This is a genomic window from Sphingomonas sp., from assembly GCF_964263785.1.
In the GTDB taxonomy this organism is placed as follows: Bacteria; Pseudomonadota; Alphaproteobacteria; order Sphingomonadales; family Sphingomonadaceae; genus Sphingomonas.
Genome location: NZ_CAXVWL010000093.1, coordinates 21811 through 42267 on the forward strand (window position 1 = coordinate 21811; position 20457 = coordinate 42267).

Annotated in this window: 17 protein-coding genes, 1 tRNA gene and 1 pseudogene; 10 read left to right on the plus strand and 9 right to left on the minus strand. The window is 68.8% G+C overall.

Annotated features, from left to right (window positions below; all coding sequences use genetic code 11):
• Positions 1 to 6 precede the first annotated feature (6 nt).
• Complete coding sequence (locus tag ACE5C1_RS12555) at positions 7 to 171, minus strand: hypothetical protein (RefSeq protein ID WP_374944412.1); 165 nt, start codon at positions 169 to 171, stop codon at positions 7 to 9.
• Positions 172 to 364: 193 nt separating this feature from the next.
• Entirely contained in the window at positions 365 to 1255 is an 891-nt protein-coding gene (locus tag ACE5C1_RS12560; RefSeq protein ID WP_374944413.1) for a prephenate dehydratase, read from the minus strand.
• 107 nt (positions 1256 to 1362) lie between these two features.
• Between ACE5C1_RS12560 and ACE5C1_RS12565 the strand changes: the two genes are divergently transcribed.
• On the plus strand, positions 1363 to 2100 hold the full coding sequence (locus ACE5C1_RS12565) for a c-type cytochrome (RefSeq protein ID WP_374944414.1): 738 nt from the start codon (positions 1363 to 1365) through the stop codon (positions 2098 to 2100).
• A 592-nt stretch (positions 2101 to 2692) separates the two neighbouring features.
• Here ACE5C1_RS12565 and ACE5C1_RS12570 read toward each other — a convergent pair.
• Together ACE5C1_RS12570 and ACE5C1_RS12575 are read right to left on the minus strand one after the other, a co-directional pair.
• A complete protein-coding gene (locus ACE5C1_RS12570; protein WP_374944415.1) occupies positions 2693 to 3580 on the minus strand; it encodes a TIGR00730 family Rossman fold protein in 888 nt (295 codons plus the stop codon).
• Between the two features lie 32 nt (positions 3581 to 3612).
• Positions 3613 to 4242 carry an extensin family protein gene (locus ACE5C1_RS12575; protein WP_374944416.1) on the minus strand — a complete coding sequence of 210 codons (630 nt, stop codon included), beginning with the start codon at positions 4240 to 4242 and terminating at the stop codon, positions 3613 to 3615.
• A 242-nt stretch (positions 4243 to 4484) separates the two neighbouring features.
• Here ACE5C1_RS12575 and ACE5C1_RS12580 point away from each other — a divergent pair, with 242 nt between their 5' ends.
• The 3 genes from ACE5C1_RS12580 (at position 4485) to ACE5C1_RS12590 (ending at position 7617) form a co-directional block, all read left to right on the plus strand.
• A complete protein-coding gene (locus ACE5C1_RS12580; protein ID WP_374944417.1) occupies positions 4485 to 5639 on the plus strand; it encodes a phosphoserine transaminase in 1155 nt (384 codons plus the stop codon).
• Positions 5640 to 5737: 98 nt separating this feature from the next.
• On the plus strand, positions 5738 to 7315 hold the full coding sequence (gene serA, locus ACE5C1_RS12585) for a phosphoglycerate dehydrogenase (protein WP_374944418.1): 1578 nt from the start codon (positions 5738 to 5740) through the stop codon (positions 7313 to 7315).
• 41 nt (positions 7316 to 7356) lie between these two features.
• On the plus strand, positions 7357 to 7617 hold the full coding sequence (locus tag ACE5C1_RS12590) for a hypothetical protein (RefSeq protein ID WP_374944419.1): 261 nt from the start codon (positions 7357 to 7359) through the stop codon (positions 7615 to 7617).
• A 3-nt stretch (positions 7618 to 7620) separates the two neighbouring features.
• Here the strand turns inward: ACE5C1_RS12590 and ACE5C1_RS12595 are convergent, their stop codons facing one another.
• Positions 7621 to 9612: a transglycosylase domain-containing protein gene (locus ACE5C1_RS12595; protein WP_374944420.1), complete on the minus strand. Its 1992-nt coding sequence runs from the start codon at positions 9610 to 9612 to the stop codon at positions 7621 to 7623.
• Positions 9613 to 9734: 122 nt separating this feature from the next.
• Between ACE5C1_RS12595 and ACE5C1_RS12600 the strand changes: the two genes are divergently transcribed.
• Positions 9735 to 10772, plus strand: coding sequence for a LacI family DNA-binding transcriptional regulator (locus ACE5C1_RS12600; RefSeq protein WP_374944421.1), 1038 nt, complete (start codon positions 9735 to 9737; stop codon positions 10770 to 10772).
• Between the two features lie 32 nt (positions 10773 to 10804).
• Here the strand turns inward: ACE5C1_RS12600 and ACE5C1_RS12605 are convergent, their stop codons facing one another.
• Complete coding sequence (locus tag ACE5C1_RS12605; RefSeq protein ID WP_374944422.1) at positions 10805 to 11857, minus strand: YeiH family protein; 1053 nt, start codon at positions 11855 to 11857, stop codon at positions 10805 to 10807.
• An 80-nt stretch (positions 11858 to 11937) separates the two neighbouring features.
• On the opposite strand from ACE5C1_RS12605, the gene ACE5C1_RS12610 reads away from it, so the two are divergent.
• Positions 11938 to 13170 (plus strand): MFS transporter, encoded by a 1233-nt coding sequence (locus tag ACE5C1_RS12610; RefSeq protein WP_374944423.1) that lies wholly within the window; start codon positions 11938 to 11940, stop codon positions 13168 to 13170.
• Between the two features lie 39 nt (positions 13171 to 13209).
• Here ACE5C1_RS12610 and ACE5C1_RS12615 read toward each other — a convergent pair whose 3' ends face one another.
• Both ACE5C1_RS12615 and ACE5C1_RS12620 read right to left on the minus strand, forming a co-directional pair.
• Positions 13210 to 15534, minus strand: a complete 2325-nt coding sequence (locus ACE5C1_RS12615; protein WP_374944424.1) for a TonB-dependent receptor — start codon at positions 15532 to 15534, stop codon at positions 13210 to 13212.
• Positions 15535 to 15633: 99 nt separating this feature from the next.
• The gene (locus ACE5C1_RS12620; protein ID WP_374944425.1) at positions 15634 to 16713 is read right to left on the minus strand and encodes a Gfo/Idh/MocA family protein; all 1080 of its coding nucleotides are present in this window, start codon (positions 16711 to 16713) and stop codon (positions 15634 to 15636) included.
• A gap of 37 nt (positions 16714 to 16750) precedes the next feature.
• Between ACE5C1_RS12620 and ACE5C1_RS12625 the strand changes: the two genes are divergently transcribed.
• The 4 genes from ACE5C1_RS12625 (at position 16751) to ACE5C1_RS12640 (ending at position 19489) form a co-directional block, all read left to right on the plus strand.
• Entirely contained in the window at positions 16751 to 17659 is a 909-nt protein-coding gene (locus tag ACE5C1_RS12625; protein WP_374944426.1) for an aldo/keto reductase family oxidoreductase, read from the plus strand.
• Complete coding sequence (locus ACE5C1_RS12630) at positions 17656 to 18717, plus strand: LLM class flavin-dependent oxidoreductase (RefSeq protein WP_374944427.1); 1062 nt, start codon at positions 17656 to 17658, stop codon at positions 18715 to 18717. Before ACE5C1_RS12625 ends, ACE5C1_RS12630 begins: the two co-directional genes overlap by 4 nt.
• 25 nt (positions 18718 to 18742) lie before the next feature.
• Positions 18743 to 19333, plus strand: coding sequence for an NADPH-dependent FMN reductase (locus ACE5C1_RS12635; protein WP_374944428.1), 591 nt, complete (start codon positions 18743 to 18745; stop codon positions 19331 to 19333).
• 81 nt (positions 19334 to 19414) lie between these two features.
• Positions 19415 to 19489 (plus strand) — tRNA-Thr (locus tag ACE5C1_RS12640).
• Positions 19490 to 20146: 657 nt separating this feature from the next.
• Here the strand turns inward: ACE5C1_RS12640 and ACE5C1_RS12645 are convergent.
• A pseudogene (locus tag ACE5C1_RS12645) lies at positions 20147 to 20457 on the minus strand (IS5/IS1182 family transposase); the annotation flags it as partial.

Here is a 20457-nt window from a genome sequence, read left to right on the forward strand (position 1 = left end):
ATCACGTCATTCCTCGCTTCGCCAGAACCGCAGGATCAGCTGTGCGAATGTATGTAGCAGAGCAATCGTTATCAACGCCAGTGCGATACCGACCGTTCCCGGCGCCCGCTCGCCGCGCGCGGCGGGTGCAACGAAGACGGCGATCACGAGCGCGATGCCGAAGTTGTTCAATAAGGTGGAGCCGAGCTTAAGTTGCTCGTTGGTGCGCTTGGCATCCCGTTTGCGGCGATTGGCGCCGGTCTAGTCGAGGAGTTCGGCGTCGGGCAGCGCGGCATCCGGGCGCGCCGCCCGCAATACGCCCGCGATGGATGCGAGCAGGATCGCGCCTGCAAGCATCAGGACGATCTGTGGATCCGTCACGCCCTCACCCCCGCGCGCGCGCCTGCCGGTAGGTCCCCAGCAGCCGCACCCACTTGGCGTGGAAGCCCAGTTCCTCGATCGCGCGGTCGAAGCCGGCGTCGCCTGGCCGGCCGTCTACGTCGGCGTAGAATTCGGTTGCGGCGAAGGTGGCGCCGCGCTGGTAGCTTTCGAGCTTGGTCATGTTGACGCCGTTGGTCGCGAAGCCGCCCATCGCCTTGTAGAGCGCGGCGGGGATGTTCTTCACCTCGAAGATCAGCGTGGTCATCCATGGGCCGTCCCCGACTGGCGGACGGCCGCCGCGCGCCAGCGTGACGAAGCGGGTGGTGTTGTGGTCGGCGTCCGCGATGTCGTCGGCGAGCAGGTCCAGCCCGTAGATCGCCGCCGCCGCGGCGGGGGCCAGCGCGGCGACCGCCGGATCGCCGAGTTCCGCGACCACCGCGGCGGCGCCGGCAGTGTCGGGATAGGCGACGGGCTGGATATCGTGCGCGCGCATCCAGTGACGGCATTGGCCGAGCGCCTGCGGGTGGCTCATCGCCTGGCGCACGCCTTCGCGCGGGCCGAGCCCCATCAGCGCGTGGCGGATCGGCAGGAAATGCTCGCCGGTGATGACGAGCCCCGATTCGGGCAGCAGGAAGTGCATGTCGGCGACGCGGCCATGGAGCGAATTCTCGATCGGGATGATCGCGCAATCGGCCTGCCCCGATTTCACCGCCTCGATCGCGTCGGCGAAGTCGAAGCAGGGCAGCGGCAGGCCGTCGGGGAAAGCCTGCGCGGCGGCGACATGGCTGTTGGCGCCGGGTGCGCCCTGAAAGGCGACGGTGCGCGCGGGGTCGGCGGCGGCGGCCTCGGTCATCGCGGCGACGATCGGCTGCGCGGGGGCGGCATATTGGTCCATGGCCGCGCGGGGTACGGGCGTGCCCGAGCCTTGCCAAGCGTGCTTGCGGTGCGCGCGGGGCTTTTCTATGGGGACACCAACTCTACCGCCGGGACATCGAACAGATAATGGACAATCGGACCAACACGATCGCGGGCTGGGTGCTGGCGGGCTGCGGCGCGGCGCTGGGGCTGTCGATCGTCGGCGGCATGGTGTTCCACGGCGAGCGCCCCGAGAAGATGGGCTATGCGATCGAGGGGGTCGAGGAGGCCGGCGGCGCGGGCGGCGAAGCCGCGGCGGTGCCGATCGCCTCGCTGCTCGGCGCGGCGGACCCTGCCAAGGGCGCCGAAGTGTTCAAGAAGTGCGCCGCGTGCCACACGATCAACCAGGGCGGCGCGGCGGGCGTCGGCCCGAACCTGTACGCGACGCTCGGCGAAGGCATCGGGCAGGGCAAGGGCGGCTTTGCGTTCTCGGACGCGCTGAAGGGCGTCGGCGGCAATTGGGACTTCGACAAGATGAACGCGTGGCTGACGAGCCCGCGCAAGTTCGCGCCCGGCACCAAGATGACCTTTGCCGGGCTGTCGGACGCGCAGGACCGCGCCAACGTGATCCTGTACATCAATCAGCAGGGCTCCAACCTGCCGCTCCCCGCCGCACCGGCGGCGGGCGCGGCGGCTCCGGCGGATGGCGGCAACAAGGTCGAGGGTGCGGGCGGCGCGGCCCCCGCCGCGGCCAATGCGGTCGACGCGGTTGCCAAGGATGTGCGCGGCGAAACGGGCGACATCGCCAACACCGGCACCGCCGCCAGCGGTGCGCCTTCGGTCGATCCCGAGGCGGCACGCAAGGGTGCGCGGCAGACGAAATAGGCTGAGAACCCAGAGCCTTCGACGTGAGCCTTGGTCGAGGGTAAGCGCCAGGCCATGCGCTTCGACTTCGCTCAGCGCGAACGGAAATGTTGATTCAGGCGGCCAGCACGTGTCGGTCGTCTTCGTTGGCGGGTTGCTTTGCCGGTTTGCGCGTCGGCGTGCCCGTGTCGTGCGGCGCTGGCTGCCGGACCGGCGGTCGATGACGACTCCTCGCACCAGACCGATCGCTACCCCGATCCGCGCGGTCGAGGCGAGCAGGGTGACCATCGCCAGCATATCGACGTAAGCGCCGATCTCGACGCTGGTGAGCGCGATCGTCAGCTCGGGCGCCGCCATGCCCGCGATTCTCAGACCGTCGGCGCCGCCGAGCCACGCCAGCATCGCGGCGCTCAGCACGAAGTCGACGCCGAGCATCACCCGTCCGCGCGTGATCCTGGCCAGCCATGCCGCGGGTACGGCGACGAGCGCGCGGTGCAGGGTGCGGTCGACCGGCTCGCGGGTGCGTGGATCATCGCCAGCCAGCATGCCAGCAGCATCGTCGCCATCGTCCGCTTCGCCGCCGCTATGAGGCGTGACGGCGCCGCCAGTGGGGTCAGGCGGGCGGGGTCGGGTCCTGTTCGAGGCGCTCCTGGTAAAAGCGCTGCACCGCGTCCCACGCTTCGTCGGCGGTCTCGACATAGGTGAAGATGCCGAGGTCGCGTTCGCTGACCACGCCTTCCTCGACCAGCGCGTCGAAGTTCACCACGCGCTGCCAGAAGGCGCGGCCGAACAGCAGCACGGGAATCGGCTTGATCTTGCCGGTCTGGATCAGCGTCAGCAGCTCGAACAATTCGTCGAACGTCCCGAACCCGCCCGGAAACGCCGCCAGCGCACGCGCGTGGAGCAGGAAGTGCATCTTCCTGAGCGCGAAATAGTGGAACTGGAAGCTCAAGGACGGGGTGACGTAGGGGTTCGGCGCCTGCTCGTGCGGCAGTACGATGTTGAGCCCGATCGATTCGGCGCCGACATCGGCGGCGCCGCGGTTGGCAGCCTCCATGATCGACGGGCCGCCGCCCGAGCAGACCACGAAATGGCGCCTGCCCGCCTCGTCGCGCGGGAAGTTGGAGACCTTGGCGGCGAGCTCGCGGGCGACGTCGTAATATTTGCTCTTCTCGATCAGCCGCTCGGCGATGCGGCGGCTCTTGTCGTCGGTCGCCATCTCCAGCAGCGCCTGCGCCTTGGCAGGCTCGGGGATGCGTGCGGAGCCGTACATGACGAAGGTCGACGCTATCTTCGCTTCCTCAAGCAGCAATTCCGGCTTCATCAGCTCGAGCTGGAAACGGACGGGACGCAGGTCTTCGCGCAGCAGGAAATCCATATCCTGGAAGGCGAGCGCGTAGGCGGGATTTTCGGTCTGCGGGGTCGACACCGCGTCCTTGGCGGAGGCGGCATCCTGGCGGGCGCGGGCGAAGACCCGCGAGGGAACACGTGTTTCAGTCATCCGAGGCTGGTACGGGATATTTCGCGCACGCGCTACCGGCAGAAACCGGCCCGATCGTCCTCCAGATGCAGGTGGTTGGCATGCGCGGCATTGTAGTCGGGGCTGAGCACAGTGCCGAAGCGGCGGCAGGCGCTGTCGTGGACGGTCTTGAGGAAGCCGCGCACCGCGGGATCGTCGGAGCGCCAGTCGCGCAGGACTGTCACGCGCCGGCCGTCCTTCAGCACGAAGCCGCCGACGTCGGTGGCGTTGGCGATCGCGTGGCCCGAGCGCCTTCCGGCGTTGGCCGCTGAGCCGACGACGTTGCGGCACGCGTAGGTGCCCATCCCCTCGACCCGCGCCAGCTCGCTGCCGAGTTGCTGGTAGGCGGCGGGCGCGACCGCGTTGCGGACCCAGGCGGCAAAGGCGCGGGCGTTGCCGCAGCGCATCGCGGTGATGCCGGTGACGGGCACGCCGATGTCGGTCAGCTGCACCGCGCCGTAGACGCCGCAGCCGGTGCCGTAGTCCTTGTCGGGCAGGGCGCGGAAGGCGACGCCTTCGCGGGTGAGATCGGCGAGGCATTGTGCGGTTTCGCGGACCGATGGACGCTGGGGCTCCGGGCGTGCGCTGCTCGGCGCCTCGTGGCGACCGCATGCGGCGAGCGCGAGCAAGGCTGTTATGGTCATCCCGGCGGTCCCGACGATGCTCAAGGCAGGGCTTGAGGCAGGCTTGTGCCGGGGGCCAGCGTTCCGCGCGTATCTCACGCTCATGACTTTGCGGGACGCTGGACCCCGGAACAAGTCCGGGGTGACGAAATTGAACTAGGGTTACGACGAAGCGGACTTGCCCTGCGTCGATCACCGCACTAGGGCCGTCGGCGGGCCACGCCGTCCCAACGCGGCGCGCGCTCTCTGTGAGGAGAGATACATTGACGGATACCGCCATCGCGCCCGCCGTTCGGGTCGCGCACAAGCCCGCTACCAAGCCGGCACGCCCCTATTTCTCCAGCGGTCCCTGCGCCAAGCCGCCGGGCTGGGATGCGGCGAAGCTCGCGACCGCGTCGCTGGGGCGCTCGCACCGCTCGAAGATCGGCAAGCAGCGGCTGCAATATTGCATCGACCTGATGCGCGAATTGCTCCGCCTCCCCGACACGCATCGCATCGGCATCGTTCCGGGCTCCGACACCGGCGCGTTCGAGATGGCGATGTGGACGATGCTCGGGGCGCGCCCGGTTACGACGCTGGCGTGGGAGAGCTTCGGCGAAGGCTGGGTGACCGATGCGGTCAAGCAGCTGAAGATCGAGTCCGTAGTGATGCGCGCCGATTACGGGCAGCTGCCCGATCTGGCCGCGGTCGACTGGGCCACCGACGTTCTGTTCACCTGGAACGGCACGACCAGCGGCGTGCGCGTGCCCGACGGCGATTGGATCCCGGACGACCGCGCGGGATTGTCTTTTGCCGACGCGACCTCGGGCGTGTTCGCCTACGACCTGCCGTGGGACAAGATCGACGTGGCGACCTTTTCCTGGCAGAAGGTACTTGGCGGCGAGGGGGGGCACGGGGTCCTGATCCTGGGGCCGCGCGCGGTCGAGCGGCTGGAGAGCTACACGCCTGCGTGGCCGCTCCCCAAGGTGTTCCGGCTGGTGTCGAAGGGCACGCTGACCGAAGGCGTGTTCAAGGGCGAGACGATCAACACGCCGTCGATGCTCGCGGTCGAGGATGCGATCTTCTCGCTGGAATGGGCGAAGTCGCTGGGGGAGAGCGGTCTGATCGCGCGGTCGGACGCCAATGCGGCGGCGCTCGACCGGATCGTCGAAGAGCGCGACTGGCTGGGGCACCTCGCTGCCGATCCGGCGTCGCGGTCGCGGACCAGCGTGTGCCTGACGGTCGAGGGCGCGAATGAGGCGCTCATCAAGCGGATGGCGTCGTTGCTCGAAACCGAAGGCGCGGCGTTCGATGTCGCGGGCTATCGCGACGCGCCGCCGGGGCTGCGCATCTGGTGCGGAGCGACGGTCGACACCGCCGATATCGAGGCGCTGGGGCCGTGGCTTGATTGGGCGTACGCCACGGCGAAAGCGGGCTGACACTTCCTTCCGTTCGCCCTGAGCGAAGTCGAAGGGCACGCCCGACCAATGTGCTTCGACTGCGCTCAGCACGAACGGTTTATCAAAGGTTCCAAATCATGCCCAAAGTCCTCATTTCCGACAAGATGGACCCCCGCGCCGCGCAGATCTTCCGCGAGCGCGGCGTGGGAGTGGACGAGATCACCGGCAAGACCCCAGACGAGCTGATCGCGATGATCGGCGAATACGACGGCCTCGCGATCCGCAGCTCGACCAAGGTGACCGCCAAGATCCTCGACGCCGCGACCAACCTCAAGGTCGTCGGGCGGGCAGGGATCGGCGTCGACAACGTCGACATCCCCGCCGCCTCGGCAAAGGGCGTGGTGGTCATGAACACGCCGTTCGGCAACAGCATCACCACCGCCGAGCACGCCATCGCGCTGATGTTCGCGCTCGCCCGGCAGCTGCCCGAGGCCGACGCGTCGACCCAGGCGGGCAAGTGGGAGAAGAACCGCTTCATGGGGGTGGAGCTCACCTCCAAGACGCTGGGGCTGATCGGCGCGGGCAACATCGGATCGATCGTCGCCGACCGCGCACGCGGGCTCAAGATGAAGGTCGTCGCGTTCGATCCGTTCCTCACGCCCGAGCGCGCGGTCGAGATGGGGGTGGAGAAGGTGACGCTCGACGAACTGCTCGCGCGCGCCGACTTCATCACGCTGCACACGCCGCTGACCGATTCGACCCGCAACATCCTGTCCGCCGAGGCGCTCGCCACGACCAAGCGCGGCGTGCGGATCATCAACTGCGCGCGCGGCGGGCTGATCGACGAGGCCGCGCTCAAGGCCGCGCTCGATTCGGGGCAGGTCGGCGGCGCGGCGCTCGACGTGTTCGTCGAGGAGCCCGCCAAGGCCTCGCCGCTGTTCGGCACGCCGAACTTCGTCAGCACGCCGCACCTAGGCGCGTCGACGACCGAGGCGCAGGTCAACGTCGCGATCCAGGTCGCCGAGCAGATGGCCGATTTCCTGGTGAACGGCGGCGTCACCAACGCGCTCAACATGCCGTCGCTGTCCGCCGAAGAAGCCCCCAAACTCAAACCCTATATGGCGCTCGCCGAGAAGCTGGGCTCACTGATCGGCCAGCTCGCGCACGGCGCGTTGACCGGCGTGACCATCGAGGTCGAGGGCGCGGCGGCCGAGCTCAACCAGAAGCCGATCACCGGCGCGGTGCTCGCGGGGATGATGCGGGTCCATTCGGACACGGTGAACATGGTCAACGCGCCGTTCCTGGCCAAGGAGCGCGGCATCGACGTGCGCGAAGTGCGATCGACCCACGAGGGCGATTACCATACGCTGGTGCGCGTGACGGTGAAGACCGCGGGCGGCGATCGATCGGTCGCGGGGACGCTGTTCGGCGACCAGGCGCCGCGCCTCGTCGAGCTGTTCGGGATCAAGGTCGAGGCCGATCTGGCGGGGCCGATGCTCTATGTCGTCAACGAGGACGCGCCGGGCTTCATCGGCCGCCTGGGCACGACGCTGGGCGAGGCGGGGGTCAACATCGGCACCTTCCATCTCGGGCGGCGCCAGGCGGGCGGCGAGGCGGTGCTGCTGCTGTCGGTCGACGAGCCGGTGACCACGGACCTGCTCGCGCGCGTCAAGGCGCTGCCGGGGGTGCGCACCGTGATGGGGCTGTCGTTCTGAAGCCGAAGGACGCCACGCTCCACAACCGGGCCAAGGTGTGGATGGCGAACACGTTCGGGCTCGACCACGCGACGCTCCACGTCCACGTCGGCATGGTCATCTGGGTCGCGTGCGTCACCATCGCGGGCGACGTCGGCGCCTGGTGGCCGCTGGCCGCCGTGACCGCGGCCGAGCTGTTCAACGAACTGCTCGATCGGCTGCGCAGCGGATCGTGGCGCTTCGCCGACACGGTGCAGGACATCGTCAATTCGGTGCTGTGGCCGGCCGTGCTCTTCGGACTAGCGCGCGCGGGGGTGATCTAGCGGCTAGTTCGGCGGCTCGTCGGGGTCCTCGGGCGGTGGGGGTTCGTCCTCGTCGCGCGGGGGCGGCGCGTCGCGTTCGCCCGACGGGCCGATCCGGATGCCGCCGTCGGGATCGACCTTGAGGTTGATCCCGAGGCCCTCGAAATCGCCCTCGAACGGCATATCCTCGTTGCTCATCGCGGCGTTGTCCGTCGCTTCCTCGACAACCGGAGCGGCGACGGAGGCGAGGCCAAGCGCGGATTGCATGAAGGTGCGCCAGATGCGGGCGGGGACGGTGCCGCCGTGGAGGCCCGGATTGGGCGAATTGTCGTCGTTGCCGACCCAGACGCCGACCACCAGATCGCCCGCGAAGCCGATGAACCAGCCGTCGCGGCTGTCCTGCGAGGTGCCGGTCTTGCCGTAGGCGGGAACGCTCAGCACCGCTTCGCGGCCGGTGCCGCGGATCGCGGAGTTGAGCAGCGACAGCATGTTCTCGCGGATGTCGTCGGGCATCTTGGATTGTCCGCCGGTCAGCGATTTGAGCCAGCTGCTGTCTTCGTTGAGCTTCTCGATGCCGCGCGGCTGGATCGGATAGCGGCCCGCCGATACCGCGGCGTAGGCGGCGGTGAGTTCGAGCAGCGAGACCTCCGCGGTGCCCAGCCCGATCGTCGCTTCGTTGGCGATCGGGGTGGAGATGCCGAGGTCGCGCGCGGCCTTGATGACGTTCCTGACGCCGAGTTGCTGGGTCAGCCGCGCCGCGGCGACGTTGGAGGAGCGGGCGAAGGCGCGCGCCAGGCTGATCTCGCCGAGGTAGCGGCCGTCGTCGTTCTTCGGCTTCCACCCGGCGATGTCGACGCGGCTGTCGTCGACGGTGGAGGACGGCGTCATCCCCGCCCGCATCGCGGCGAGATAGACGAACAGCTTGAAGGCGGAGCCGGGCTGGCGGCGGGCCTGGGTGGCGCGGTTGAACGGGCTCTTGCCGTAGTCGCGCCCGCCGACCATCGCGACGATGCGGCCGTCGGGACGCATCGCGACGAGCGCAGCCTGCGCCTGGCGCAGCCCTGCCGAGCGGATCGTGCGTTCGGCGGCGCGCTGCAGGCGGGGATCGAGCGTGGTCTCGACGGTCGCTTCGGACTGGACCTCGCCCGCGTGGTCGCGCGCGGCGGGAAGAACCCAATCGGCAAAATAGGTGCCGCTGGGAAGTTGGCCGGCTTGCGCGGGGAGCACGCGCTGCGGCTGGACGTCCTCGGCTTGCGCGTGGCTGAGGAAGCCCGCGGCCTCCATCGCGCCGACGACCACGGCCTGGCGGGCGCGCGCGCCCTTCAGATTGGTGGTCGGCGCGAGCCGCGACGGCGCCTTGACGAGTCCGGCGAGCATCGCAGCCTGGCCGATATTGAGGTTCTCCGGCGTCCGCCCGAAATAGTGTCTGGACGCTGCCGTCAGGCCGTAGACGTTGTCGCCGAAATAAACGTTCGACAGGTAGCGCGACAGGATCTCGTTCTTGGTCAGCCACGCCTCCAGCCAGAAGGCGATCATCATCTCGCGCAGTTTTCGCGCGGCGGTGCGGTCGGAATTCAGGAACGCGTTCTTGGCGAGCTGCTGGGTGATCGTGCTGCCGCCTTGGCTCACCCCCCCCGCGCCGACGTTCGACCAGGCCGCGCGGGCGATGCCGCGTGGGTCGATGCCCCAGTGCGAATAGAAGCGGCGGTCCTCGATCGCCAGGAACGCTTGCGTGACGTGCTTCGGGAGCTTGGCGGCGTCGACCGGCGCGCCGATGATCGCGCCGCGGCGCGCGATCGGGGTGCCGTCGTCGGCGGTCAGCGTGATCGACGGTGGGGTCGGGGGTTTGAGCGAACGCGACAAAGGCGCGGTGACCGCGAGCCAGCCGATCGCGACGACCAGCAGGACGATGAGCAATCCGGTGCCGCGCACGATCCAGCGCAGGACGCCGGCGCGGCGCCTGGGCGGTTCGGCCTCTTCGGGCGACCATTCGGACCAGTCGTCGGGGGGCGGCATGCCTCCCGTCAGCTCGAACGGTTTCTCGCCTCCGGCGTAGTGGGATCCGGGGCGGGGTCCGGGCTCGACATTCATACGCCGTGTGTTATCCTGCTACGACAGTTGCCGCAAGCGTCGCTGCCGTGGCAAAGCCCCCGTACCATGCCGAACAGGACGGAGCGATAGGGTTGCGCGCGACCATCAAGGACGTCTCGGCGGCGGCGGGGGTGTCGATCAAGACGGTCAGCCGGGTGCTCAACAACGAGCGCTACGTGGGCGCCGAGACGCGCGAGCGGGTGCAGGCGGCCGTCGCTGCGCTGAACTTTCGCCCAAGCCTGGCGGCGCGCTCGCTCGCCGGACGGCGGAGCTTCCAGATCGCATTGGTGTGCGACAATCCCAGCCCGCATTACCTGTTCGAAATCCAGGCCGGGGTGCGCGACCGGTGCGAGGCGGACGGGGTGCGGATGATCGCGCAGCCCTACGATCGCGCCTCGCCGCGGCTGATCGAGGAACTGCTCGCGCTGGTCGACACGACGCAGGTCGACGGGTTGATCCTGACCCCGCCGATCACCGACCGCGAGGATGTGCGCGCGACCCTGGCCGCACGGGGCGTGCGGACGGTGCTGGTGTCGCCGGGGGACGCCGCCGCAGGGCCGTCGACGCGGATCGACAACGTCAAGGCGGCGGCGGTGATGACGCGGCATCTGCTGGCGCTGGGGCACCGGCGGATCGGGTTCGTCGGCGGGCACCCCGATTATGCCACGAGCCGCCAGCGGGCGGCGGGGCACCGGGCGGCGCTGATGGCGGGAGGGCTGGACGACGACCCTTCGCTGTTCGTCGATGGCGGGTACGACTTTCCGTCTGGCGCGCGCGCGGGCGCGGTGTTGCTGGAGCTGCCTGAGCCGCCGACCGCGATCTTCGCGGCGAGCGACGAGATGGCGGCGGGCGTGCTGACCGCGGCGCATGCGCGCGGGCTACGGCTGCCGGAAGACTTGTCGGTGGCGGGGTTCGGCGACGATGCGCTTGCGGGCTATGTATGGCCGCCGCTGACGACGATCCGCCAGCCGACGCGGGAGTTGGGGTGGCAGGCGGCGGATCTGTTGCTGACGCATAGCGACGAGCGGCGGGAGATCGCGTTCGAGCTGGTGGAGCGCGGGTCCACCGTGGGGGTCGGCTTGTAGCTGCTCCCCTCGGTTGCAGGGAGGGGAGATAGTCAGCCGATCAGCGTCGTCGCGGCCGCCAGCGCCAGCGCGAAGGCTATTGCGCTCGCCGCCAGGATGATCAGGAGTGGCCTCGGCCCCGCTTCGAGCAGTTGCGACAAGGGCGAGCGGATCGCAGTGGCGGTGACCGCGGCGGCGAGCAGGCCGGTGGCGACGCGCTCGGCGCCGGTGGCCGCGAACGCAGGAATAACTCCCAACGAGTTGATGCCCGCGAGCACGAAGAAGCCGACGACGAACCAGGGGATGCCCGGCCCTTTCGCGCCCGCTTCGCCACGCGGCAGGAACAACGCGACGACCGCGAGTACGGGGGCGAGGAGCGCGACGCGGGTGAGCTTCACGATCGTCGCAATGCCGCCTGCCGCGTCCGAATAGGAGTAACCCGCGCCCAGCGCCTGGGCGACGTCGTGGATCGATGCGCCGAGCAGGAAACCCGCCCGCAGATCCGACAGTGCCAGTGCGTGCGCGGCGATGGGGTAGAGGACCATCGCGGTCGCGCTCATCGCCGAGATGCCGACGAGGACCAGCGTCAATTGCGCCTGTCCGACGCGGCGCTCGCCGAGCGTCGTCGCCAGCGCCATCGCCGCGCTCGCCCCGCAGATCGCGACCGCGCCGCCCGCCAGCGTCCCGAAGGCGGTGTCGAAGCCCAGGCGGCGTGCGACCAGGATGCCCGCGCCGATCGTCGCGGCGACGATGGCCAGCACGCAGAGCAGCGCCACCGGCCCGAGCGAGGCGATCTGACCGAAGGTCACGCGCACCCCGACCAGCACGATCCCCCAGCGCAGCAGCGAGCGCGATGCGAAGGCGAGCCCGGGGGTGAGCCGCGTGTCGGCGGAGAGGAAGTTGAGCGCGAGGCCGATGAGCAGCGCCATCAAGGTCAGCGGCGCGCCGTAATGATCCGAGATGAACCCGGCCGCCAGTGTGCCTGCGGCGACGATGGCGAGCCCGGGAAGGTAGCCGCGCCACGTCGCGCGCGGGCTGGGCTCGATATCGCCGTAGAGGTCGGCGGCCATTGGCAGGACGCGGGACTGGGAACGGGTTACGGCCATGCGGTCTCCTGTGTACGATGACTGACTAGCCCAATCGCACGGCTTGTGACAACGTTGTCGCAGGACGCGAAGGAGAGGATATGACTGCCAATCGGGGCCGCTGGGGGATCGTCGCACTCGTCTTCTTTGCGATCATGCTGAATTATGTCGACCGGCAAATCCTGGCGTTGCTGAAGCCGACGCTGGAAATCGAGTTCCGCTGGTCGGACGGCGATTACGCCAACATGCTGTCGGCGTTCCAGGTCGCCGCCGCGGTGGCGTTCCTGGGCACGGGGTGGTTCATCGACCGGGTGGGATTGCGGCTCGGCTTTGGCATCGGCGTTGCGCTGTGGAGCCTGGCGGGCATGGCGCATGCGTTTGCGACGACGGTGGGCGCGTTCATCGCTTCGCGGGTCGTGCTCGGCGCGGCGGAGTCGGTCGGCACGCCGGCGGCGGTGAAGTCGGCGGCAACGTATTTCACGCAAAGCGAGCGATCGATGGCGCTGGGCATCGGCAACACCGCGCCCAATGTCGGCGCGATCGTCACGCCGCTGGCCATCCCCGCGCTGGCGGTGGCGTTCGGATGGCAGGCGGCGTTCCTGGTCGCGGGCGGGCTGGGGCTGATGTGGGTCGTCGCGTGGTTCGCGATCCGCATCCCGCCGGTGGCGGAAGAGGGCGTGCGCGCGGTGCCGGTGCGCTGGACCTCGTTGCTGCGCCGGCGCGAGACGTTGGCCATCGCTGTCGCCAAAGTGCTGTCGGACCAGGTGTGGTTCTTCATGCTGGCGTGGCTGCCCGACCTGTTCCACCGAATGTTCGGGCTGCCGCAGGGTACGGTCGGGCTGCCGGTCGCGCTCGCCTATACGATGGCGGCGGCGGGGGCGCTGACCGGGGGTTGGTTGCCGACCAGGCTGATGCAGCGGGGGTGGAGCGTGGACCGGGCGCGCAAAGTCACGCTGCTGATCTATGCGGTGCTGATCCTGCCGGTCACGCTGGTGCTGCTGGTCGATTCGCCGTGGAGCGCGGCGCTGCTGCTCGGGCTGGGGCTGTTCGCGCATCAGGGATTTTCGACCAACGTCTTCGGGCTGGCGACCGATATCGTGCCCGCCGGGCAGGTGGGTTCGACGATCGGCATCGCGGCGTTCTGCGGCAACATGTGGTCGATCGTGCTGATCCAGCTGGCGGCGTTCTCGCTGGGGCACGGCTGGGGCTATGGGCCGCTGCTGGCGATCTGTTCGGTGTCGTATCTGGTCGCGCTGGGGATCGTGCAATTGCTGATCCCGCGCATCGTGGCGGTGGAGGACGATGGGTCGGGGGCGGTGGTGATGGGGCATTAACCATCCCTCCCCCGCGATCGCGGGGGAGGACAGAAGGGGTCAGAAGCCGATGCGGCCCGTCACGCCGTAATAGCGGTCCGCTTCGCGCGGGATGAGGTAGCGGTAGCTGCCGCCGGGGCCGCCGCTGGTGATGGCCGCGGCGAAGCTCTGGTCGAACAGGTTCTTGACCTGGAAGGTGAGCCGCGCGTGGTCGTTGGCCTCGACGATGCTCGCCGAGAGGTCGACCAGGCCGTAGCCCTTGATCGTCGTCGCCTGGCGGATGGCGGCGCTCGCATCGAGCTGCGAGATCTGTTTCGACTGGTAGGAACCTTGCGCGCCGAGTGCGAAGTCGACGCGACCGCCGGTGCGGATGCGGTAGTCGGTGCCGAGCGTGCCCTTCCACTTGGGCGCATAGCCGAGGCGGGTGCCCGACGGGATGACGCCGGTCGTCACGCCGTTGGTCGGTATCTTGAACTGGTCGATGTGCGCGTCGGTGTAGGCGAGGCCGCCCGAGAACGACAGGTCGCGGACCGGCTGGAACAGCAGATCGAGCTCGCCGCCGCGGGTCGAGATGTCGCCGGCGTTGGTGAAGCGCGTGACCAGCACGCCCGCGACGATGTCGGGGTTGTTGGCCTGGAAATTGTGGTACTTCGCGTAATAGGCAGCGAGGTTGACGACGAGCTTGCCGCCCAGCAGCGTGTTCTTGAGGCCGACCTCGTAGCTGTCGGCGGTCTCCGGCTCGATGACGTTGGTGCCGGTCGCGGTCAGGTTGAAGAAGACGTTGAACGCGGGCCCCTTGTAGCCGCGCGAGTAGGTCGCGTAGGCGGTTGACTGCGGCACCACGTCGAATTGCAGCCCGGCCTTGCCCGACCAATTGTCGTTCGTCGTCTTGCCGGTGAACGGGCCGAAGCTGGGGTTGATCCCCGGGCCCGCGAGCGTCGTCACGCGATTGTGGAACACGTTCAACTGGTCGCTGGTATAGCGAACCCCGGCAATGCCGCGGAAGCGATCGGTGAAGTTCAGCGTGCTCTGGCCGAAGAAGGCGAGGTTCTTGAACACCGATCCGAAGTTTGCGGTGCCGGTGGGCCGCGACGCCAGCACCAGCGGGCTGGAGCAGGGGGTGAGCGCCGGCAGGGCGCCCGAGACGCAGGTGATATCGTTGCGGGTGAACGTCCGCTCGGTTTCCGCGCGCGAATAGAAGGCGCCGACGACGTAGCTGAAGAACTGGTCGGCGGGCGAGGTGATCCGCACTTCCTGGGTCAGCGTGTTGCTGGTCTGCGGGCCGAAATCGTGGAGCTCGTTGAAGCCGTTATAGGCCTGGGGCAGGAAATCGCCGTCGCGGATCTCGGTGTTGTCGTATTCGCGGTACGCGCCGATGTAGGTCAGCGTCTGGGTGCCCAGCGTCCAGTCTGCCTGGAGCGACACGCCCCAGCTCTTTTCCTCGGTCGAGGTGATGAGGTTCTGGGCCAGCGCACGGGTCTTGTCGCCGCGTGGCGTGGGCAGGACGGTGGCGGTCGCGTTGGCGGGGGTGGTGCCGATCACTTCGCCGCAGCAATCGTCGTGGCTTTCGCGGTAGTCGGCGATCAGCGTCAGCAGCAGGTCCGGGGTCGGATCGGCGACGATCATGCCGCGAACGCCGTAATGTTCGTAGCCGTTGACCCGCGTGTTGCCGCGCGCGACGTTGCGGATGTTGCCGTCGTAATTACCGTAAAAACCGGTGACGCGGCTCTTGATATGCTCGGCGATCGGCAGATCGACCGCGCCGCGCACGCGGTATTCGTCGCCGCCCGTGTAATAGCCGCCCTCCAGGAAGCCGCCGAAATCGTTGCCGGGCCGCTTGGTGACGATGTTGATGACGCCGGCGCTGGTGTTCTTGCCGAACAACGTGCCCTGTGGGCCACGCAGCACCTCCAGCCGGTCGATGTCGACCAAGTCGCTGAACGCTTCGCCCGCGCGGCTGTAGACGACGCCGTCGACTACGGTGGAGATCGACGGCTCGCCTGCGATCGAGAAGGTCGAGGTGCCGACCCCGCGCAGGAACAGCGACTGGTTGATCGCCGTCCCCGATTTGCGGAAGTTCAGCGTCGGCACGAGATATTGCGCGCTCTCGATATTCTGCCCGCCCTTGGCCGCGATCGCGTCGCCCGAGATGACCGACACCGCGACCGGCACGTCCTGAAGGCGTTCGGAGCGCTTCTGCGCGGTGACGACGATGTCGCCGGGGGTGGTCGCGGGCTGGTCGCCCTGCAACTGGTCGCTCTGGCCCTGCGCGGTGTTGGTGTCCGATGCCTCGGTCGCGGCACCGGTGTTCCCCGAGTCCTGCGCCGCCGCGGGTGCGGCGATCGTCAACGCGGCGGCGGTTCCCGCCAGCAAAAGCCCCTTCATCGTCGTCCTCCTCGTAAAATCCCATCTTGCCGATGGGTTATGATGCCTGTCCCGCGTTGTCAGCCGCGTTCGTCTTTGCGGGCATGAAGCCCCGGTATGTCAAAATCCCAGTTCGGCCATCTCGACAGCGCGGTGTTCGCGTGCGCTGATCTCGGCGGCGGTGCCGATCGCGACCGCCATCAGTCCGTCGCGCGCGGTGACCTCGACCGCGCCCTCGCCACGCACCGCCGCATTGAAGCGTTGGTGTTCGTAGAAGGTCGAGCCGTGATGGCTGCCCGCGGCGAGCGCGGTGGCGTCGGTGTCGATCGTGCGGCGGGTCGCACGCTTGGGATTCATGAAGCCGACGCGCGGAGCATGGACGATGGCGCCTTCGGGAATGAGCACGTCGAGCCGCGCGGTGTCGCCGACCGCGGTGATCTCTTCCTGGTTCTCGGCGCCGTCGGCGAACATCGACAGGTCGAGCATGGCACGCGTGCCATTCGCGAAATCCACTGTCGTGTAGCTGTTGTCGATGATGTCGGGGCGCGCGCCGTCATAGAGTTCGTCGACGTGGTTCACGTCCATCGCGCCCGAGCAATAGACGCGCACCGCTTCGGACCGCGTGATGAGCCGCATCAGATCGAAGAAGTGGCAGCATTTCTCCACCATCGTGCCGCCGGTGTTGCGGCCGAAGCGGTTCCAGTCGCCGACCTTTTGCAGGAACGGAAAGCGGTGCTCGCGGATCGACAGCATACGCAGGGTACCGATGTCGCCGCCATGGACCTGCGCGATGAACGCGGCCGCCGGCGGCATGTAGCGATATTCCATCGCGGTCCAGAACACCCGGTCGCTCGCCTCGGCCTGCGCGACGATCCAGCGCGCATCGCGGATCGTCGTCGCGAGCGGTTTCTCGCACAGGATGTGGAGGCCTTCGCCGAACAACGGCGTGAGGACGTCGCGGTGGGTGTGGTTGGGCGACGCGACGATCACCGCATCGACCAGGCCGCTCTTGGCGAGGCTGGGGGCGTCGGCAAAGGCCTGCACGCGCTGCGCACGCGTATCGCCCAGCGCCTTGCGGGCCCAGGCGAGCGACGTCTCCGCGGGGTCGGCGATGGCGGTGACGACCGCACCGGGGGTGACCGCAAGGTTGTTGAGATGCTCGACGCCCATCATGCCGGTGCCGATCAGCCCATATCGCACTTGCTCTTGCACCGATTTCGCCCCTAATATGACAGCGATGTCTGAAATCGCACTTACACCCGATCCGCGGCCTTTGGGCAAGAGCGGAATTGCTGTCTCCCCGATCGCCTGGGGGATGTGGCGCTTCGCCGGGCGCAGCGTCGGCGAGGCGCGCGCGCTGGTCGAGGCTGCGTTCGCGGCGGGGGTCACCCTGTTCGATACCGCCGACATCTATGGCTTCGACGGTTCGGGCGGATTCGGCGATGCCGAGTCGCTGCTGGGCGCGGTGTTCGCCGAGGCGCCGGAGCTGCGATCCCGGATGGTGCTGGCGACCAAGGGCGGGATCACGCCGCCGGTGCCGTACGATTCGAGCGCCGCATATCTCAAGGATGCGCTCGACGCGTCGCTCAGGCGGATGCGGGTCGAGCGGGTCGAGCTGTACCAGATCCACCGGCCCGACATCCTGGCGCACCCGCACGAGGTCGCACGTGCGCTCGACGACATGGTGGCGAGCGGCAAGGTCGCCGCGGTCGGGGTGTCGAACTACACCGTCGACCAGACGCGCACGCTGGCGTCGTTCCTGAGAGTGCCGCTATCGACGACCCAGCCCGAGTTTTCGCCGCTGGCGATCGAGCCGCTGTCGAACGGCCTGTTCGATCAGGCGCTGAAGCACGACGTAGCGGTGCTCGCCTGGTCGCCGCTCGGCGGCGGCAGGATCGCGGCGCCGACGGCAGAGCGTGAACGCGCGGTCTGCCGCGCCCTGGCGCGCAAGGCCTTGGCTGCCGGGGTCGATGTGGCGGCGGCGGCCTATGCCTGGATCATGGCGCATCCGGCGCGGGTCATCCCCATCGTCGGCACCCAGAATGCGGGCCGGATCGCCGAGATCGCCGACGTCTACAAGGTCCGCTGGACTCGCGCGGAATGGTATGAGGTGCTGGTCGCCAGCCGCGGAGAGGCGCTGCCATGAAACCTTGCGAGATCAGCTGGTTCTCGGCCCTGTGCGACGACGATTACGAGTTCCTGGGCGTGCCCGATCCGAGGCTCAAATCGAGCTGGGAGCATTGCCGCGACATCGTGATGCAAGCCGAGACGGGCGGATTCGACAATATTCTGCTGCCCTCGGGCTACCAGCTCGGCATCGACACCACGGCGTTCGCGGCGGCGATCGCGCCGATGCTTCGGCGCATGGCGCTGCTGATGGCGGTGCGGATCGGCGAGACCTGGCCGCCGCAACTCGCGCGCCAGATCGCGACGATCGACCGGCTGCTCGGGGGGCGTCTCACCGTCAACATCATTTCCTCCGACATGCCGGGCGAGATGCTGGCCTCAACTGCCCGCTACGCCCGCACGGCCGAGGCGATGACGATCCTCAAGACGCTGCTGAACGGCGAGCCGCTCGATCACGACGGCGCGTTCTGGAAGCTCAAGCTGGATCCGCCGCGTGTCGGCATGATGAGCGGCAAGGCGCCGTTGCTCTATTTCGGTGGGCTGAGCCCCGATGCGCGCGAGGCGGCAGCGAGGGGTTGCGACGTGTTCCTGATGTGGCCCGACGTGAAGGAGAATGTCGCCGCGATCATCGCCGACATGCGCGCGCGCGCGGCCAAGCATGGGCGCACGCTCCGTTTCGGCTACCGCGCGCATGTGGTCGTTCGCGATACCGAGACCGAGGCGCGCGCCTATGCCGACCGGTTGCTGTCCAAGCTCGACGCGCAAGCCGGCGCGGCGATCCGCGCGAAGTCGCTCGATTCGGCGTCGGCCGGAGTCGCGGCGCAGGCGGCGCTGCGCGAGAACGCCGCGGGCGACGGCTATGCCGAGGACAATCTGTGGACCGGGGTGGGGCGCGCGCGTTCGGGCTGCGGGGCGGCGATCGTCGGCGATCCCGACCAGGTGCTCGCCAAATTGCAGGGGTACCGCGCGATGGGCATCGAGGCCTTCATCCTGTCGGGCTATCCCCACGCCGCCGAGGCGGACCTGTTCGCGCGCCATGTGCTGCCACGGATCGACCACGCCGCCTTGGCGCGGTAGGAGACGCCATCGGAGGAGCTAGAAGATGGCGGACAGCGAACTACCCCTTGTCGTGGGCATCGGCGGCACCATCGGCGGGGTATCTTCGACCGAGCGGGCGCTGCGCATCGCGCTCGACGCGGCGTGCCAGCAAGGATTCCGCACGCGGATGTTCGGTGGCGCCGACATGGCCAGACTGCCGCTCTACGATCCCAAGGCGACCACGCGCACGCCCGAGGAGCGAGAGTTCGTCGAGACGGTGCGGCAAGCCTCGGCGCTGATCATCGCGAGTCCGGGCTATCACGGCAGCATTTCGGGGGTGGTCAAGAACGCGCTCGACCTGCTGGAGGAGACCGCGCGCGATGCGGCGCGGCCCTATCTGGCCGACATGCCCGTCGGGCTGATCGCGACCGCTTACGGGTGGCAGGCGACCGGATCGACGATCGCGGCGCTGCGATCGATCGTCCACGCGCTGCGCGGCTGGCCGACCCCGTTCGCGGCGGCGATCAACAGCCAGATCGTCAAGTTCGACGAAGAGGGCGGCGCGAGCGACCCTGCGGTGGTGGAACAGCTGATGCTGGTCGGCCGCCAGGTCGCGCGTTTCGCGCCGCTGGCGGCCACCGCGGCGACGCCCTGACGCGCCACGGCTTGACAATCGCCGCCGCCTCGTCTCTAGGCGCGCTTCGTTCGCGCAAGGGTGTCAGCCCCGGCCGGCCGTGCTGCCGTAGCTCAGTGGTAGAGCGCATCCTTGGTAAGGCTGAGGTCGTGAGTTCAATCCTCACCGGCAGCACCATTTTTCAATGACTTAGCCCCGCAACGCGGGGTTTCCGCGAGGCCTGGCACGCACCGGGTACTCACGGCGGGGCGTTCGGGACCGGCTAGGGGTGCGACGGTCCGCCCGCTGCGCGGGCCGAACCGTGCGGCGGAGGCTTACGAGATCGCCCGCACTTCGCAGGAAGGTGCGCAGCCCGGCCGGGCGGCTGCGCATCTGCCGCCCGGCGTAGAACGGTCACGCCCCCAGTGGCAGTGGCTGCGTGAAGACCTTCTGGCCGACGTTGCTCACGACCGTCACGTGTCCCCGCCGCTGGAGGGTTTCGGTCTCGGCCGCCTTGAGCAGCCGGGCCATGCGCTTCTGCGCGCGGAGCCGCCCGGCAGCGAGGTCGCCGGGCACCGGTCCCCGGATTCGCCGGAACGGCTGGCCGCGACGGAACGCGAAGTAGCCCGAGGGTCCACCCTCCCCGGTGGGCACGAGCAGCGCGCGGCCGTCTCCGGGCGGCGACCAGAGCATGCACAGGCCGTAGCAGACGACGTGTTCGCCCTCCTTCCGGAAAACGCCGAGCCCGATGGGCGGACCCTGCGCGTCGTCGATGTCGAACGCGATGTAGACGCGCTCGACGCCGTCCCCCCGCGTGAAGCTCGCGAACAGCTTCTCCTCGCCGTCGACGAAGCGGAAGTCGCGTGTGTCGTACGCGCGGTCGGCTGCCAGCGTGATCCGGCGCGCCTCCGGGCGGTCGACATCATCGAGCATCGCCACCGCGGTCACCCGTTCGGCAAAGCCGGCCACGCGCGTGGTCTCGGCATCGACGGCCAGCCGTTTCCGGTTCTCCATCAAGACGTGCCCCATGTAGCACAGCTTCGCCCCCGCCCCGGGGCTCTTGCGATACAGCCGCGCGTCCGGATCGGTGATCGAGGCATGGGTGTCGTTGCTGCGCCTGGTGCCGCGGAAGTCGACCTCGCCGTTGCGACCGCCCGCGCCGTCGG

Bases quoted from the DNA above. Each gene is read 5' to 3' on its own strand.
- ACE5C1_RS12560 (WP_374944413.1), bottom strand. From the start codon at position 1,255: ATGGACCAATATGCCGCCCCCGCGCAGCCGATCGTCGCCGCGATGACC.
- ACE5C1_RS12565 (WP_374944414.1), top strand. From the start codon at position 1,363: ATGGACAATCGGACCAACACGATCGCGGGCTGGGTGCTGGCGGGCTGC.
- ACE5C1_RS12570 (WP_374944415.1), bottom strand. From the start codon at position 3,580: ATGACTGAAACACGTGTTCCCTCGCGGGTCTTCGCCCGCGCCCGCCAG.
- ACE5C1_RS12575 (WP_374944416.1), bottom strand. From the start codon at position 4,242: ATGACCATAACAGCCTTGCTCGCGCTCGCCGCATGCGGTCGCCACGAG.
- serA (WP_374944418.1), top strand. From the start codon at position 5,738: ATGCCCAAAGTCCTCATTTCCGACAAGATGGACCCCCGCGCCGCGCAG.
- ACE5C1_RS12590 (WP_374944419.1), top strand. From the start codon at position 7,357: ATGGCGAACACGTTCGGGCTCGACCACGCGACGCTCCACGTCCACGTC.
- ACE5C1_RS12595 (WP_374944420.1), bottom strand. From the start codon at position 9,612: ATGCCGCCCCCCGACGACTGGTCCGAATGGTCGCCCGAAGAGGCCGAA.
- ACE5C1_RS12605 (WP_374944422.1), bottom strand. From the start codon at position 11,857: ATGGCCGTAACCCGTTCCCAGTCCCGCGTCCTGCCAATGGCCGCCGAC.
- ACE5C1_RS12610 (WP_374944423.1), top strand. From the start codon at position 11,938: ATGACTGCCAATCGGGGCCGCTGGGGGATCGTCGCACTCGTCTTCTTT.
- ACE5C1_RS12615 (WP_374944424.1), bottom strand. From the start codon at position 15,534: ATGAAGGGGCTTTTGCTGGCGGGAACCGCCGCCGCGTTGACGATCGCC.
- ACE5C1_RS12625 (WP_374944426.1), top strand. From the start codon at position 16,751: ATGTCTGAAATCGCACTTACACCCGATCCGCGGCCTTTGGGCAAGAGC.
- ACE5C1_RS12630 (WP_374944427.1), top strand. From the start codon at position 17,656: ATGAAACCTTGCGAGATCAGCTGGTTCTCGGCCCTGTGCGACGACGAT.
- ACE5C1_RS12635 (WP_374944428.1), top strand. From the start codon at position 18,743: ATGGCGGACAGCGAACTACCCCTTGTCGTGGGCATCGGCGGCACCATC.